General features: G+C 70.8%; 17 protein-coding genes and 1 riboswitch. Of the genes, 10 read left to right on the top strand and 7 right to left on the bottom strand.

Going from position 1 to position 13,795, the window contains the following annotated elements; genetic code table 11:
* Window positions 1-364: 364 nt before the first annotated feature.
* The 4 genes from Cs7R123_RS21840 (at window position 365) to Cs7R123_RS21825 (ending at window position 2,715) form a co-directional block, all read left to right on the top strand.
* A complete protein-coding gene (locus Cs7R123_RS21840; RefSeq protein ID WP_212829572.1) occupies window positions 365-526 on the top strand; it encodes a hypothetical protein in 162 nt (53 codons plus the stop codon).
* Window positions 527-535: 9 nt separating this feature from the next.
* Complete coding sequence (locus Cs7R123_RS21835) at window positions 536-1,120, top strand: class I SAM-dependent methyltransferase (RefSeq protein ID WP_280517359.1); 585 nt, start codon at window positions 536-538, stop codon at window positions 1,118-1,120.
* 289 nt (window positions 1,121-1,409) lie between these two features.
* The gene (locus Cs7R123_RS21830) at window positions 1,410-2,060 is read left to right on the top strand and encodes a transglycosylase domain-containing protein (RefSeq protein WP_212829570.1); all 651 of its coding nucleotides are present in this window, start codon (window positions 1,410-1,412) and stop codon (window positions 2,058-2,060) included.
* Between the two features lie 106 nt (window positions 2,061-2,166).
* Window positions 2,167-2,715, top strand: a complete 549-nt coding sequence (locus tag Cs7R123_RS21825) for an AAA family ATPase (protein ID WP_212829569.1) — start codon at window positions 2,167-2,169, stop codon at window positions 2,713-2,715.
* A gap of 144 nt (window positions 2,716-2,859) precedes the next feature.
* Here the strand turns inward: Cs7R123_RS21825 and Cs7R123_RS21820 are convergent, their stop codons facing one another.
* Both Cs7R123_RS21820 and Cs7R123_RS21815 read right to left on the bottom strand, forming a co-directional pair.
* Entirely contained in the window at window positions 2,860-3,567 is a 708-nt protein-coding gene (locus Cs7R123_RS21820; protein ID WP_212829568.1) for a Clp protease N-terminal domain-containing protein, read from the bottom strand.
* Window positions 3,567-3,785 (bottom strand): helix-turn-helix domain-containing protein, encoded by a 219-nt coding sequence (locus tag Cs7R123_RS21815; protein ID WP_212829567.1) that lies wholly within the window; start codon window positions 3,783-3,785, stop codon window positions 3,567-3,569. The genes Cs7R123_RS21820 and Cs7R123_RS21815 overlap by 1 nt, the downstream gene beginning before the upstream one ends.
* A 128-nt stretch (window positions 3,786-3,913) precedes the next feature.
* On the opposite strand from Cs7R123_RS21815, the gene Cs7R123_RS21810 reads away from it, so the two are divergent.
* The 3 genes from Cs7R123_RS21810 (at window position 3,914) to Cs7R123_RS21800 (ending at window position 5,332) form a co-directional block, all read left to right on the top strand.
* On the top strand, window positions 3,914-4,450 hold the full coding sequence (locus Cs7R123_RS21810; protein WP_212829566.1) for an alpha/beta hydrolase: 537 nt from the start codon (window positions 3,914-3,916) through the stop codon (window positions 4,448-4,450).
* Between the two features lie 153 nt (window positions 4,451-4,603).
* On the top strand, window positions 4,604-4,927 hold the full coding sequence (locus tag Cs7R123_RS21805; protein WP_212829565.1) for an STAS domain-containing protein: 324 nt from the start codon (window positions 4,604-4,606) through the stop codon (window positions 4,925-4,927).
* A 6-nt stretch (window positions 4,928-4,933) separates the two neighbouring features.
* Window positions 4,934-5,332 (top strand): ATP-binding protein, encoded by a 399-nt coding sequence (locus tag Cs7R123_RS21800; RefSeq protein WP_212829564.1) that lies wholly within the window; start codon window positions 4,934-4,936, stop codon window positions 5,330-5,332.
* Window positions 5,333-5,344: 12 nt separating this feature from the next.
* Here Cs7R123_RS21800 and Cs7R123_RS21795 read toward each other — a convergent pair whose 3' ends face one another.
* Window positions 5,345-6,928 carry a PP2C family protein-serine/threonine phosphatase gene (locus tag Cs7R123_RS21795; RefSeq protein WP_244872072.1) on the bottom strand — a complete coding sequence of 528 codons (1,584 nt, stop codon included), beginning with the start codon at window positions 6,926-6,928 and terminating at the stop codon, window positions 5,345-5,347.
* A gap of 233 nt (window positions 6,929-7,161) precedes the next feature.
* Between Cs7R123_RS21795 and Cs7R123_RS21790 the strand changes: the two genes are divergently transcribed.
* The 3 genes from Cs7R123_RS21790 to Cs7R123_RS21780 all read left to right on the top strand — a co-directional run bounded on the left by Cs7R123_RS21790 (window position 7,162) and on the right by Cs7R123_RS21780 (window position 9,591).
* Window positions 7,162-7,587, top strand: a complete 426-nt coding sequence (locus tag Cs7R123_RS21790; protein WP_212829563.1) for a hypothetical protein — start codon at window positions 7,162-7,164, stop codon at window positions 7,585-7,587.
* A gap of 119 nt (window positions 7,588-7,706) precedes the next feature.
* Window positions 7,707-8,249: a dihydrofolate reductase family protein gene (locus tag Cs7R123_RS21785; protein ID WP_212829562.1), complete on the top strand. Its 543-nt coding sequence runs from the start codon at window positions 7,707-7,709 to the stop codon at window positions 8,247-8,249.
* Window positions 8,250-8,310: 61 nt separating this feature from the next.
* Window positions 8,311-9,591, top strand: a complete 1,281-nt coding sequence (locus Cs7R123_RS21780) for an MFS transporter (protein ID WP_212829561.1) — start codon at window positions 8,311-8,313, stop codon at window positions 9,589-9,591.
* 98 nt (window positions 9,592-9,689) lie between these two features.
* Here the strand turns inward: Cs7R123_RS21780 and Cs7R123_RS21775 are convergent, their stop codons facing one another.
* The 4 genes from Cs7R123_RS21775 to Cs7R123_RS21760 form a co-directional block, all read right to left on the bottom strand.
* The gene (locus tag Cs7R123_RS21775) at window positions 9,690-11,099 is read right to left on the bottom strand and encodes a PepSY domain-containing protein (protein WP_212829560.1); all 1,410 of its coding nucleotides are present in this window, start codon (window positions 11,097-11,099) and stop codon (window positions 9,690-9,692) included.
* Window positions 11,100-11,273: 174 nt separating this feature from the next.
* Window positions 11,274-11,954, bottom strand: a complete 681-nt coding sequence (locus Cs7R123_RS21770; protein ID WP_212829559.1) for a DUF1775 domain-containing protein — start codon at window positions 11,952-11,954, stop codon at window positions 11,274-11,276.
* A 258-nt stretch (window positions 11,955-12,212) separates the two neighbouring features.
* A complete protein-coding gene (locus Cs7R123_RS21765) occupies window positions 12,213-12,830 on the bottom strand; it encodes a LysE family translocator (protein WP_212829558.1) in 618 nt (205 codons plus the stop codon).
* Complete coding sequence (locus tag Cs7R123_RS21760; protein WP_244872071.1) at window positions 12,830-13,351, bottom strand: acyl-CoA thioesterase; 522 nt, start codon at window positions 13,349-13,351, stop codon at window positions 12,830-12,832. Before Cs7R123_RS21760 ends, Cs7R123_RS21765 begins: the two co-directional genes overlap by 1 nt.
* A gap of 109 nt (window positions 13,352-13,460) precedes the next feature.
* Window positions 13,461-13,680: riboswitch (cobalamin riboswitch) on the bottom strand.
* Window positions 13,681-13,795: the final 115 nt, after the last annotated feature.

Genomic DNA, 13,795 nt, shown 5'->3' with positions numbered 1-13,795 from the left:
CTGAGGTCGCAGCAGCTTGCCGGTCGTGGATGTGGTTGCGGGCTGAAGTCGATCTATCCGCAGACATGAACGGAACTCCGGCAGGACTGTCACCACATCGACAGCCGTCGCCGGACGTCAGTTACTACCGTCGCCCGGCCTGGAAGTTTCGGCAACCTTAGCTACGTTCTCACTGCCGCAGTCGCCAACGTCGACCCCGTCACGGCCCACACCGCTGCTCTGCAGGCTACGGCGGCCCACCCTTGGCGACGCCATCGCTCTGTTGTAGGGCACGAGCGGTGACCCCACCCGCGTGCCGTCGAGGACACCGCGACCGCCCGAATATCAGGTGCGCCAAGGCAGGGCGGCATCGACACTTGCCACCATGACCGATGTTGTTGCCGTGTACGAGCCCGGTGGTGAGCTCGACCGCATGGCCGCCGAGGCCAACCGGCTCGAATGGGAACGCACCTATGAGCTGTTGCAGCGGTGGCTGCCGGCCGCACCTGCGAGGGTGCTCGACGTAGGCGGCGGTCCCGGGCGGTAGGCGCGCTGGCTGGCCGATCGCGGCTACGCCGTGACGCTGTTCGACCTGGTGCCTTTGCATGTTGAAGCCGCACGCGAGCGTGCGGTGACCGCATATGTGGCCGACGCACGCCGGGTGCCGCGCCCGGATGCGTCGGCCGATGCCGTCCTGCTGCTCGGTCCGCTGTACCACCTACCGGACCCGGCCGACCGCGCCCAGGTCCTGGCCGAGGCCCACCGGGTGGTGCTGACCGGCGGAGTCGTGATCGTCGCCGGGATGTCGCGGTGGGCGCGGACGCTGGTCAAGGCGGCCGAAGGCGTCCTTGCCGACCCGGGATGGCACCGGCACACCCTCGCGGTGATGCGCTATGGTCGCGACGCCGACGGCGACGCCTGGGACCGCTGCACCTACCGCCACGACCCGGACGAGCTGCGTGCCGAAGTGCAGGCCGCCGGGTTCGGCGACGTACAGGTGGTCGGGGTCCAGGGGCCCGCCGGTGCGTGGGCTCGGCGCGACCCGGCCCTGCATGAGCACGCCATCGAACTGGCCCGCGAGGCCGAGGTCGCGATGGCCGCCTGCCCGATCCACCTGCTCGCCTACGGCGTCAAGAAGTAACCCTCGCGCCGCCAGCGCCGCGTCGGCATCGAGGTCACGTGGGACACCGACGCCGCACCGGTGACCGAATGCGACCTCGCCGAGCAGCCCCTGGCGGCAGGGCCACCCACGGGCGGACCACTGACGTTCGGCCCGTACCAGCTGCGAACCTTCCGCCTGCCGCCGGTGGACTGAAACGCTGCGTCCGGCCGGCTCCACGGGGAGCCGGCCGGACCGCCCGGTCACGTCCGCTGCACTCCCGCGACAGCTCGGGACTGTGGAACTGCGCCCGTACGTCTACCGTGTCCACATGACCGTCGATGTCGAACCACGGCCGGCTGCCGCGCCGTCTCCGCAGCGCCGGGGCCTGCGCCGGGTCGCGGTGGTCCTGATCGGACTGCTGGTCGCCGGGGGAGGTCTGCTGGGCCTGGCCGACTACTACATCTCCACCGTGCCGGAGCCGAGCCCGATACGCGCCAATCACCCGATCGTGATGGACGAGCTGCCGGGCGTGGTGACCTACGCGTTCGTCGCCGCCATCGACCCGGACTTCTACTCCGTCTCCGACGGCAACATGTTCACCACGTCGCTGATCACCCGCCGCTACGTCCTGCTGGCCAGCGGCGACACGGACGCCGACGAGTCCAGCTGGCGGATCCGGATCATGGCAGGCAAGTTCGAGGAGAAGTACTCCGGGACCGAGATCCTCGGGTTCTACCTCGCCGGCGCCGACTTCGGCCGCGGCACGGTCGGCCTGGTCGACGCCGCGCAGGCGTACTTCGGCAAGGAGCCCAGGCAACTGACGGTCGCCGAAGCGGTGCTGCTGGCGGTGCAGCTGCATCCTGACCGGCCGCAGCCCGAGGAGGGATGGAGCCGGATTCTCGACGTGATGGTGCAGCAGGGCAGGCTGAGCCAGGCCGAGCGCGCCGCGCTGATATTTCCTCACGTCAAGGGCAGCTGACCCGCCGCACCCCATGGGGCAGGCCTGAGGCGCCAGTACGCCCGGCTGACGGGCCTGTCCGCCAGCCCTCGACGCGTTCACCCGACACGATGCCCCGAGGCCCCGCATGCAGCGCTACATCATCACCGGTGCACCTGGCGCCGGCAAGACGACGACACTCGCGGCGCTGCGAGGCCGTGGATACGCCGTGGTCGACGAGGCGGCGACCGAGGTCAACATCCGCCTGCGGGCCCTCGGCCGGGACGAGCCGTGGCGCGACCTCGGGTTCATCGACGCGATCACGCTGCTGCAGCGAGAGCGCCTGGAGCAGCCCGCACCGCCGGGGACCGCGGTCCAGGTCTTCGACCGATCGCCGATCTGCACGCTGGCCCTGGCCCGCTTCCTCGGGCTGCCGGTGACGCCGCTGCTGGCGGGGGAGGTCGACCGTATGGTCGCGGAGGGGGTCTATCAAACGCGGGTCTTCTTCTTCCAGCTGCTCGGGTTCATCACGCCCGCGGCGGCTCACCGCGTCAGCCTCGCGCAGTCGGTCGCGTTCGAGCGTTTCCACGTGCAGGCCTACCGGGACCACGGCTTCGACCTGATCGACGTACCCGTCGGCACCGTCGAGGAACGAGCGGAGGTCGTCGACCGACATATCCGGTCCCGGGCTGTGTAGCCCGGCTGGCTCCCGCCCGCTCCTCACCGCCGACAGCTGTGTACGAGTGGCCTCGATCTGCGGGCTGATTGCTCGCTGAGAGCGTCACCGACCGTTTGCCGTTGTCCGGATCTGCCCACGAGCGGTTACCGGCATACCGGAATGTCAGGTGACGATCAGAGGGGCGCTCGACGCGCCGGAGGTGACCGCGCGTCCGGTGGTGCGCTGATAGCGCGCGATGAGGTTGTCGCGCCGCGGCCGTAGCCCGATGCGGCGTTCGATGCGAAGCAGCACATTGCGCTTTGGCGGCGGGAAGGTGTTCGCCAGGTCCATAAGCAGTGCTGAGGTATCCACGCCTATGGTGCGCAGCACCCACGAGGCGCCGGGATCGAGCGCGACCAGGCACAGCGCGAGGTGTTCGGCTCGGTGCCCGCGCTCTCGGCGGGCCAGCGCCAGCCGGAGGGATGCCTCGTAAGCCGCCTGCGCATCAAGCCCGAGCCGCGGGTTCATGCGTGCGCATCGCCGTCGCGCTTTGGCAGCTCCGAGCGGCAGCAACGGCTCCCGGGCAGGAGCCCGATCCAGGGCCGTCGGACTGAGGCGGGACAGGATCTGGGTCAGGTCGATGCCCAGCGGTGCCAGGGCGTCGCGGTCGGCTGCCGCCCCGGCACCCAACGGCGCGGCCTGGTGCACCGCTCCTGCGATGGCCGCTTCGGTGGCGCCGTGCCGAGCCAGGACGGCGCTGACGGTGCTGCCCAAGGTGGTGAGGGCCAGTAGAAGGTGCTCGCTGCCGGTGCGTGGATGGCCGAGGCGGCTGGCTGCGGCCATGGCCCCGTTGACCGTACGGCGTAGATCCGGGTGATCGCCTCGGAACATCAGACCTCCTCCTCGCGGCGGTACTTTCGGTGCACGGTCTGCTTGGTGACGCCCAACCGTACGGCGATGTCCTGCCAGGACCAGCCAGCTCGTCGGGCTGCCGCAACCTGTTCAGCCTCAAGTTGTTCGATGAGGCGGCGAAGTCGGGCGACCGCCCGAAGCGCGACGTCAGGATCGCTTCCGTATGCGGCCGACTCAAGGTCGGCGAGTGCTGGCACGACGTCAGCATATGCTGACGTCAGCGCGCTCGTCAACAAATGCTGACGAGCGGTGGCGCGATTCAGCGCTTCGTCACGTGGCAGGTGGTCGACGGAGCTGACCCAGGCGGGCGGTATCGTCCCTCGGCATGCAGCCAAACGCGATCATCTTCCACGGAACGGGAGGAAATCCCGAGATCCTGTGGTTTCCGTGGCTGGGCGAGCGCCTCGCCCAGCGGGGGTACTCCGTCGAGATCCCGCACTACCCGGGCATGAACTCCGAGCCGGTCGCGACCCTACTGCCGAAGGTGCTGGCCGACCACCACTTCGATGAGCGCACGGTGCTCGTAGGGCATTCCGGCGGCGCCGCGTTCCTCCTGGCCCTGCTGGAGAGCCTCGACGTGACAGTGGCGCAGGCGATACTCGTGGCGGGCTACTCGACCCAGCCCAACGCCTCGGACGAGCCGGTGCTCCAGGCCTCCTACGACTGGGAGGCGATCAGATCCCACGTCCGCGACATCTACTTCATCAACTCCACCCAGGATCCGTACGGCTGTGACGCCGCGCAGGGCCGGGCCATGTTCGACCGTCTCGGCGGCACGCAGATCATCCGCGACGACGGGCACTTCGGCGACTACAACCAGCAGTACGACACCTTCGAACTGCTCGACCGGCTGATCGACTGAGCGGGTGCTCCGCCCGGTACGGTGTCCGCCCGCGGCGCGTTCAGGTGAAGGTGAAAACCAGCCCTGAGAGGGGACATCTCGCCAAGCGCAGCGAGTACGGTGAGATGATGGCGACCGGTCCGTCGATCGTCGCCAGATGGGTGCTGTTGCGGTATGGGAGTGTTGACGGTGTCGACCGTCGAGATCGCGGACCACCTGGTCGTGCGGGTCGGCGGTGAATGCGACATGAGTGTCAGCGACGAGCTGGCCGTCGCGCTCACGGCGGCGACGGCATCGTCACCGCGGACGGAGGTGGATCTCGGTGCGCTCCGGTTCGTGGACTCCAGCGGACTCCACGTCCTGGTCATGGCCTATCACGCCGCCCAGTCGCGCCGGGCGGTGCTGTACGTGACGAACGCCGTCGGCATGGTCGCGACGGTGCTGGAGCTGACCGGGGTCGGCGCGCTCCTGGCCCCGCCGTCGCAGGACGCGCGGTGATCGGCGATGGGCCCCGCTGACGACGTCCGCTCCACGACCGGCGAAACGGTCTTCGCCGCGCCCGGCGACCTGGCCCGGGTCCGTGAATTCGTGCGGGATCAGGCTGCCGCGGCAGGGTTGACGATGAGGCGGGCTGAGTTGCTGGCGCTGGCCGTCAACGAGCTGATGGCGAACACGCTCGAACACACGGGCGGCACAGGCGTGGTGCGGGTGTGGACCGATACAGGCGCGGTGGTCTGCGAGGTCGAGGACCGGCAACCACGTGGCGCCCGGCGGACAGGGGCGCCGGTGATGCCGGTTGCGGAAGCGCCGCGCGGACGTGGTCTGGCGATCGTGGCGCAGGTGTGCGACGAGGTGTCGTTCGCGGCAGGCGGAACCGTGGTCCGCGTGCGGATGAGCCGCTGACGCGGCTGACGGTCAAAGCCGCACCTGGATGCTCAGCAGGCAGGTGTCGTCGAAGGGGCTGGCCGCGCCCAGCAGGGTCTCCAGATGCGTCAGTGGCCTGCCGTCGGGGTGAGCTGCGGCGGCGGTCATCGTGCGGGCGACCTCGCGCACGGTGTCGGCGGTGTCGCGCCCACGGCGTTCGACCAGACCGTCGGTATAGAACAGAAGCAGGTCACCGGGGTGGAGCCGGCACATGGTCTCCGGATAGTCGGCCGTGGCCGAGGCCCCGAGGAGCAGTCCGTCGACCCGGGCCAACGGCCGGGTGCGGCCTGCGTGATGACGCAGCGGCACCGGGTGGCCCGCCCGCGCCCAGCGCAGCGTGCGGTCAGCCGGCTGGTAGACGGCGATCACGGCGGTGCCGGTGGTGCCGAGCCGCAGGCAGAGCTGGTTGAGATGGGACAGCAGCCGTCCAGGTTCGCAGTCCTCGACGGCGGTCCAGCCGACCAGGGCGTAGCGCAGGTGAGCCATGGCCGTGGCGGCAGCCAGCCCGTGGCCGACGACGTCGCCGATCGCCAGGATGACCCGTCCGTCGGGCAGGGGCAGGGCGTGGTACCAGTCGCCCCCGACGCGAGCCTTGTCCTCGGCGGGCAGGTACTGGACCCACAGGTCGAGGTCGGCGAGGGTGAAGGGGCCGTCGGGCAGCGGCTGGATGATCTGCTGCAACTGCCCGGCGAGCCGCTGCTCGGCGACCATGGTCAGCTCACGTATCCGCAGCTCCTCCTGGAGTCTCTCGACGTCGGTGCGTGACGTCTCGCGCGCGGTGACGTCCTGCACCACGCCGTAGAGCTTCACAGGCTTGCCGGCGGCGTCGCGTGCGGTGTCGGCGAGCAGCCGCAGGTGCTTGACCCTGCCGCCGACCCGGACGCGGATAGTCAGGTCCGAGACCAGACCGCTGTCGAGCATCTGCCACGCGGTCTCCCGCAGCGGCTGGTCCTCGGCGACGATGTACGCGGCCTGCTCCGCGGTGCTCATCGGGCCCAGCGCCGGGTCGCGTTCGAAGATCCGGTACATGCCTGGCGACCAGCTGATCCGGCCGGTGAGCAGATCCGTCTCGCCCCAGCCGAGATTGCCGAGCAGCTCCGTCTGCTCCCGGCGGCGCTCCTGCTCGTCCAGCCGCCGCCACCACACCATCAGCCCGCCGCACACGCGGTGCACGGCCACATCGAACAGCGACGTGGCGACGACCCCGTCACCGTCGGCGTGGTACTGGAAGTCCGGTAGCTGCCGAGGCAGGCCGTCGGCGTACACCTGGTGGTAGAGGTCCCACAGCGGGCCGCTGACCATCCCGGGATACAGGGCGCCGATACGGTGGCCGAGCCGCTGCTCGCCGCCGCGTCCGGCGACGTCGTCCGCCTGCGCGCCGATCGCGGCGATCTCGAAGTCCGCCACCTCGTCCCCGTCGTCGAGGACCGGCAGCAGCCAGGTGCAACTGGCCGGAAGCCCCGACAGCAGCTCCCGCACCACGGGTCGCATCGACCGGCCGACGGTCAGCAGTTGCGCCTGCATCGGGCCGCCGGACGGTGTCTGGCGGTCACCGGCCGAAGTGTCGCCATCCACGGCCACTAGCGTAGACCGCCGACCGGCACGCCGATACGGGCTGCAGTGCCGTCAGGGCCGCCATGTGACGGCGTCGTCGACCGGCGACCTGTGCAACGTGGACGTCGCTGATGCCGATGTGGCGCAGCAGGCCCTGCGTGCGCAGGCCGACGTGTGTAATAATAGATGTTCTTCGATTGACTTCGAAGAGCGCCCGCTCGTCTTGACAGGCATCCTCACCCCCGGAGCCGCTCATGTACGCACGACTCGCAGCCCTGACCATTGCCCTGCTTACCGCCGTCGCCGCGACCCTGGCGGTGACCTCGCCGGCATACGCCGTCGCCGGGAGCGCCGCCTGCCACGTCCAGCCGGGCCCCAGCGGCTACACCAGCTCCTGTGGCACCGGCACCGCCGCGTTCACCTACGTCGTGACGTTCCAGGTCAGCGGCGCCGCACCGGGCACCAGCTTCACCTGGGGAGTGAGCGGAGCGAGCGCGAGCAGCTCCTACGGCTGCGGCAGCGCCGACTCGTACTGCACCAAGTACATCCCGTCCGTGCAGGGCGATCGAGTCCTGTCGGCGACGGTCGGCCTGAGCCTGGCCGGTCAGACGACCTACACCTACTCCGACGCCTTCATCCCGGCGACCTGCGAACTGGGCGGCTGGCCGGTCCTCTGCTGATCCTGCACCTCCGCGCCGGGGTCGGCCGACCCGCGAAACCCGGCCGACCCCGCCGTGCCTGCCCATGGCTGATTTGATGCGTATCGTCCGGTGTACCCCATCGCCGGTACTCTTGCAGGATGCGTCCCCTTCGGTACTCCATCAACATCACCCTGGACGGGTGCTGCGATCATCGCGCGATCCCGGCGGACGAAGACCTGCACCGCCACCACCTCCGGAACATCGACCAGGCCGATGCCCTCCTCTTCGGCCGGGTGACCTACGAGATGATGGAGGCGGCGTGGCGCCCGCCGGCGGGAGCGGACCCTGAGCAGGTGGAGCCCTTCGCCCACTCGATCGACGCGGCGAAGAAGTATGTCGTGTCGAGCACCCTGGACCAGGTCGACTGGAACGCCGAACTCGTGCGCGGGGACCTGGCCGGGGTCGTTCAGCAGCTCAAACGGGAGCCGGGCCACGGACTGCTCGTGGGCGGCGTCCAGCTCCCACTGGCGTTGGCGGAGCTGGGACTGATCGATGAGTACGAGCTCGTGGTGCATCCCCGGCTCGCGGGCCACGGGCCGACGCTGTTCGCGGGGCTGTCGAAGCACGTCGACCTGAAGCTGGTGAGCCGGTCGGAGCTCGGCTCGGGTGCGGTGGCGATGCGATACGAGCCGAGAGGGTAGCGCCTCACCGCTGCCGGAAACCGTTTGATCCAGCCAAGGCACGCTGGCACGCTGGCTTCCCGTGTCCGAAGCAGAAACAGCCGAGGAGACCGGCTCCGCGTTCGCTCGGCCGCTGCGCTCGGCCGCCTTCCGGTGGTTCTTCGCCGGTCGCTCGATCTCCATGGCCGGCAGTTTCATGTCGCCGGTCGCCCTGGCGTTCGGGGTCCTGGAGATCACCGGCAGCGCGGCCTGGCTGTCGGCGGTCACGGCCGCCGCAGTGGTCCCGATGGTCGCGATGATGCTCTTCGGCGGCGGCATCGCCGACCGCTACCGCCGCGACACCGTGCTGCGGCTGACCAGCCTCGGCGCGGGCGTCACCCAGGTCGGCGTCGCGGTCCTGCTGCTCACCCACCAGCACCCGGCGCTGCTGCTCCCACTGTCCGCCTGCAACGGCGTCTTCCAGGGGATAACCAGGCCCGCCCTGCGCGGCATCCTCTCGAACCTCGCCGTCGGGCACGGCCTCCAGCAGGCGAGTTCACTGCTGGCCGCCGCGGGCAACACCGCCCGGATCGCCGGCCCGACCGCCGCCGGTCTGCTGACCACCTCCGTCGGGGGCGGCTGGGCGATCGCCGCCGACGCGGCCTCGTTCCTGCTGGCAGCAGCCTGCTTCGGGCGGATGTCGCTGCCCGACCTGCCGCCACGCGCCGAGGACGGCCCGACGATGCTGCGGGACATGCGGGAGGGCTGGACGTACTTCAGGTCCCAGCCGTGGATCTGGGCGGTGACACTGGCCTTCGCCGTCTTCAACGCCACCAACATGGGCTTCTGGCAGATCCTCGGCCCCGTGATCGCCCACGACACGATCGGTGCCGAGGGCTGGGGCCTGGTGCTGAGCGCCCGCGGCATCGGTGCCCTGGCGGCCAGCGCGGTCCTGATGAAGCTGCCGCTGATGCGGCGGCCGATGGTCCCCGCCCTGTCCTCGATGGCGCTGGCGACCCTGCCGCTCATCCTGCTCGGCGCCGGGGCGGACCTCGGCTGGCTGTTCGGAGCGTCGCTGCTGGGCGGGGTGGTCGCCGAGTTCTTCACCGTCGTCTGGGAGACGGTCAACAACACCCACATCCCCGAGCGCCTGCTCTCCCGGGTCGGCGCCCATGACGAGTTCTGGTCCTCGGCGTCCTCCCCGCTCGGGCAGTTGTCCGCGCCGGCGCTGGCGGCGGCGTTCGGGACGGCGCCGATCGCCGTCACCGGCGCCGGGATCGCGGCCGCGGCGATGCTGCTGGCGGCCCAGGTGCCGTCGCTTCGCCGGATCGAGCTCGACCGGGATCCGGCGCGGACCGAGCAGGACGACAGCCCGGCCCGCTGACTCAGGTCCCGGGAGTGTCCGCATGCGGGAGCCCCTCGACCGGGTCGACCCGGCGGCTGAGCCGCATGCGGACCGTGGCCCGCTACTGCGACACCTGCTCAGCCGCCGATATCGGCGGCCGCAGGACGCAACCGGGCCACGGCACCGGCAGCCAGGTCGATGAGCAGGACCGCCACCAGGCTCAGACCCAGCAGCGGTATGGCGAACCCGACCGCCGCGGCAGCGGCGAGCACGGCCGGGTGCGGCGAACGCCAGGTGCCGCGCGACGGTGGCGCGCCGAGCTTCCAGCGCGCGCGGGTCGGGCGGCGGCGCCACCACATGCGGTATCCCCACCCGATGACCGCGATCAACCCGAGGGCCACGGCGGCGAGAACAAGCTGGTTGAGCAGGCCGAACAGGACGCCCATATGGGCCTGGACGCCGAAGGTGGTCAGCTTCGACAGCAGCGGCTGCTGATCCCAGGTGACGGTGTCCACGATCTGCCCGGTCAGCGGGTGGACCGCGATCCTGTCGCGGTGGACGGGCCAGGTGTTGTCGACCTGCCCGACAGTCCAGGCCTGGCCCTGCTCGGCCGAGGTGATCGTCAGCGGCCCGGTCAGTCCCGCCGAGGCGGCCGAGGCGGCGATGGCGTCGAAGTCCGCGGCGCCTCCTGCGGCGGCGCCGCCGTGGTGGCTGTGCTCGTCCGAGGGCGGGGCGGCACGGTCGAGGCTGAGGTTCAGGGCGACGGCGTCGGAGTTGAGAGCGCTGCGCAGCCAGCCGAAGTTGGCTCCGGCGTACTGGGACCAGGTCAGGCCGGTCGCGGACAGGAACAGCAGCATGACGGCCGCCCAGAGGCCGGTGGTGGCGTGCCAGGAGCGGGTGCGGCGTACGCCCGCCCTGGCGGTGGTGTCGGGTAGCAGCAGGCGGCGGGCGGTGCGGCGGGCGTGGTGGTGTCGCCACCACAGGATCAGCCCGCCCAGGACCAGGACCCATAGCCACGAGGCGGCCAGTTCTGAGTAGACGCGCCCGGTTTCGCCGAGGTTGAGGTTGGAGTGCATCTGGTCCAGCCACGTCGTGGCCGGCGTGGACCCGAACCAGGTGGTCAGGATGCCGCGCACCTGACCCGTGTACGGGTCGACGTAGGCCGTCCGCTGCTTGCCGCCCAGCTCCGGCAGCGCGAACTCGACCTTCGTGGTGGCGTCGGCGGCCGCGGCGGGGTGCACGGCGACGAGGGTGCCGCCCGGGACCGCGGCCTGGGCGGCGGCGACCTGCTGCGACAGCCGGACGGTGGTGCTGCCGACGGCGTCGACGTGCAGCTGGTCGTGGTAGGCGATCTCGTCGACCTGCGGGCTGAACGCGTATGCCAGGCCGGTGAGGGCCAGCGCGAGCAGAAACGGGGCGACGAGGATTCCGGCATAGAAGTGCAGGCGCCGCAGCAGCGGACCCAGACCGGTCTGCAGCGTGCTGCGGGGCTGGCCGGCGGAAGCCTCATCGGGTATGGCCGGTGCGGCGGTGACGACGGTGGACATGGAGTGCTCCTGGGAGGCGGGACCGAGCAGTCGCCCGGACAGTTGCCACCTAGTCGTCACGAAGTGCGTGGAAGTTCCTGAACGTTGTGGGAGGTCTGATTCGACGTCCTGCCGGCATCCGGGCGTGCCAGGCGGCGGCCCCGCATCGGACCGCCGCTCGCGGGCATCGCTCTCTCAGGACGCGGTGCCCGAACGTCCGCGCCGGACCAGCCACACGGCTGCTCCCGCGACCAGCAGGGCCACGACGACGGCTGTGGCGATCCAGCCCGTGTTCGACGGGGAGGCGCTGTCGGCGGCGGCACTGGCCGAGACCTGCGGGCTGGCGGCCGCAGAGCCCGTCGGCGCGAGCGCCGACGCGCTCGGCACTGCCGACGGACTGGCGGCTGCGGGCTTGAGGCTGACGAACGGGGCCGGGTTGCTGTCGGAGGCCGCGCCGATCCAGCGGTCGACGTCGCCGTTGCCGTAGGTGACCAGTGTCTTGAACACCAGCACCGTCGCGGCCGCGGGCAACTGTGCGAGCGTCACGGTGAACGCGGCGTCGGTCCCGGTCCTCAGCGCCGGACCCGCCACGGTGAATCCGTCGCCGGTGGGCTTCAGTGCCCAGCCCGCAGGGCCGGACGCCAGGGTGACCTCGGCCGGGGTGATGCCTTCGGGCAGCACCATCTGGACACTCTTGATACCGGCAGCGTCGCTTTCCGCCTCGGCGTTGACCTTCAGGGTCGCGTTCGTCGCACCGGCCTGGGCCGGTTTCAGCTCGATCTCGGTATGCGCGGAGGCGGGCAACGCCATGACCGCCACCGCCACGGCTCCCGCGGCGGCTACCACGGCGACCCGGCCCAGAACCCGACCAAGCATGACGTTCCTCTTCTCACCAGATCGGCAGACCGGCCCACCGACGTTCGGTAGTCGTCGCGTCAGGCGCTCCAGTTCCCGGCGACGCGACCCGTTTTTCATAGACGCTGGCCTATCTGGAGGACGATTTTCCAAGATCTGTCTTCTAGATAGGCCAGCGTCTATTGAAAACCGGGGCGGACAGCGCGGGACTGCGAGCCGGACAGGGGCTCGGCAGGGTCAGCGGGTGCGCACCGGCCCCGGGGCACCGCCGACCGCGGTTCAGCTCAGCGCGAGCTTGACCCCCAGCCCGATGAACACCGCCGCACAGCCGCGCTGCATGCGTCGCTGCCACGTGTCGAGGCGCCCCGCGAGCCGTCCGGCGCCCGCACCGAGGCTGACGTCGACGATCAGCTGGACGGCGATGAACAGACCGCCCAGGGTGATCAGCTGGGTGGTGAGGTGCCCCCGGCCCGGGTCGGCGAACTGGGGCAGGAATGCGAGGCTGAACAGGATCATCTTCGGGTTCAGCAGGTTGGTGACCATGCCGCGGCCGAACGCGGCGGGCAGTCCGGGTCGTTTCAGCTGCGGGCCGCCGCCGGTGCCGTGGGTACGCAGCAGCGCGTGCAGACCGAGCGCGATCAGGTACGCGGCGCCGAGGTAGCGGATGGCGCCGAACACGACCGGCGAGTCCGCGATCAGCCCGGCCAGACCTGCCACGACCGCCGCGACGTGGACGGCCTCACCTGCGGCGACCCCGCAGGCCGCGGCGATGCCGGCACGCGAGCCGTAGCGGGCGCCGTTGGCGATGACGAACATCATGTCAGGGCCGGGAGTGAGCATCAGCAGGCTGATCGCCGCCAGGTAGCCGGCAATGACGTGCAGGGGCAGGTGTCCCATCACAGCCCGCCCGGGTGCGCGCCCAGCGCCCGTCGCAGGGCCAGCCGATGTTCCCGGCGGATCTGCGCGAGTTCGTACCGGCGCTGGTCCTCGGTGGTCTGGGGTATCAGCGGCGGGACCGGCCGCGGCTGGCCGAGTTCGTCGACGGCGACCATGACCAGGTGGGCGGTGGCCACCGGGGTCGCTGGCACGGACCGGTCCCAGCGGTCGGCGGTGACGGTGACGGCGACTTCCATCGAGGAGCGTCCGGCCCAGGTGATCCGGGCATGGACGTGGACGACGTCGCCGACGCGTACGGCCTCCAGGAACGCGGTCTCGTCGATGGCGGCGGTGACCGCCGGTCCGTCGGAGTGGCGGGCGGCCACGACTCCCGCCACGGAGTCGACGAGGTTGAGAATCCGTCCGCCGTGGACGGTACCCATCAGGTTGGTGTGATGCTGGTCCATGATCTGCGACAGGGTCAGCTCGGAGACGGCCGGGGATCGCCCGGCAAGCGTCGGCGATGATGCGGTGGTCGGCACTCGTGCGTCCTTCCCTCGAAAGCACACCGCTCGACCACACTGATGTCCGGGCGCAGGGCAGCACACCACCCCGCTCCTGACCCACCCGCGAGGCCGGCGGCAGCGCACACGGCGTGTGCGCGGCGCGGGCAGGTCTTCGGACTCGCGGACCCGACCGGATGTCTCCGGTCACCTACTGGCCGTCGCTTCCCAGGCCGCAGCCCAGTGCTCTGTTGACGGCGGTCGTTCCCGCTCACCGCTGCGGGGCAGCCCCGGATTCCCACCGGGTTCCCTCTTACGACACCTGCCGCACGTATCCCGGCAGGTGAACCAGCGCCGGCCCGAGCATAGCCACCAGCTGAGGACGAACCCCAGCCCCGGCGCGGTGGCATCGCTCACGCAGAGCTCCCCGGCCGTGCCAGGAAGGCCGCCCGCCGCCACCCGGCGCCTGACGGGCCGGCGATC

It is taken from the genome of Catellatospora sp. TT07R-123, from assembly GCF_018327705.1.
Classification (GTDB): domain Bacteria; phylum Actinomycetota; class Actinomycetes; order Mycobacteriales; family Micromonosporaceae; genus Catellatospora.
This window is presented reverse-complemented; position numbering and strand designations above follow the sequence as displayed.

What these genes read in the sequence shown, in the direction of transcription:
- Cs7R123_RS21840 (WP_212829572.1), top strand. Translation starts at nt 365, where the DNA reads ATGACCGATGTTGTTGCCGTGTACGAGCCCGGTGGTGAGCTCGACCGC.
- Cs7R123_RS21830 (WP_212829570.1), top strand. Translation starts at nt 1,410, where the DNA reads ATGACCGTCGATGTCGAACCACGGCCGGCTGCCGCGCCGTCTCCGCAG.
- Cs7R123_RS21825 (WP_212829569.1), top strand. Translation starts at nt 2,167, where the DNA reads ATGCAGCGCTACATCATCACCGGTGCACCTGGCGCCGGCAAGACGACG.
- Cs7R123_RS21820 (WP_212829568.1), bottom strand. Translation starts at nt 3,567, where the DNA reads ATGTTCCGAGGCGATCACCCGGATCTACGCCGTACGGTCAACGGGGCC.
- Cs7R123_RS21810 (WP_212829566.1), top strand. Translation starts at nt 3,914, where the DNA reads ATGCAGCCAAACGCGATCATCTTCCACGGAACGGGAGGAAATCCCGAG.
- Cs7R123_RS21805 (WP_212829565.1), top strand. Translation starts at nt 4,604, where the DNA reads ATGGGAGTGTTGACGGTGTCGACCGTCGAGATCGCGGACCACCTGGTC.
- Cs7R123_RS21800 (WP_212829564.1), top strand. Translation starts at nt 4,934, where the DNA reads ATGGGCCCCGCTGACGACGTCCGCTCCACGACCGGCGAAACGGTCTTC.
- Cs7R123_RS21790 (WP_212829563.1), top strand. Translation starts at nt 7,162, where the DNA reads ATGTACGCACGACTCGCAGCCCTGACCATTGCCCTGCTTACCGCCGTC.
- Cs7R123_RS21785 (WP_212829562.1), top strand. Translation starts at nt 7,707, where the DNA reads ATGCGTCCCCTTCGGTACTCCATCAACATCACCCTGGACGGGTGCTGC.
- Cs7R123_RS21775 (WP_212829560.1), bottom strand. Translation starts at nt 11,099, where the DNA reads ATGTCCACCGTCGTCACCGCCGCACCGGCCATACCCGATGAGGCTTCC.
- Cs7R123_RS21770 (WP_212829559.1), bottom strand. Translation starts at nt 11,954, where the DNA reads ATGCTTGGTCGGGTTCTGGGCCGGGTCGCCGTGGTAGCCGCCGCGGGA.
- Cs7R123_RS21765 (WP_212829558.1), bottom strand. Translation starts at nt 12,830, where the DNA reads ATGGGACACCTGCCCCTGCACGTCATTGCCGGCTACCTGGCGGCGATC.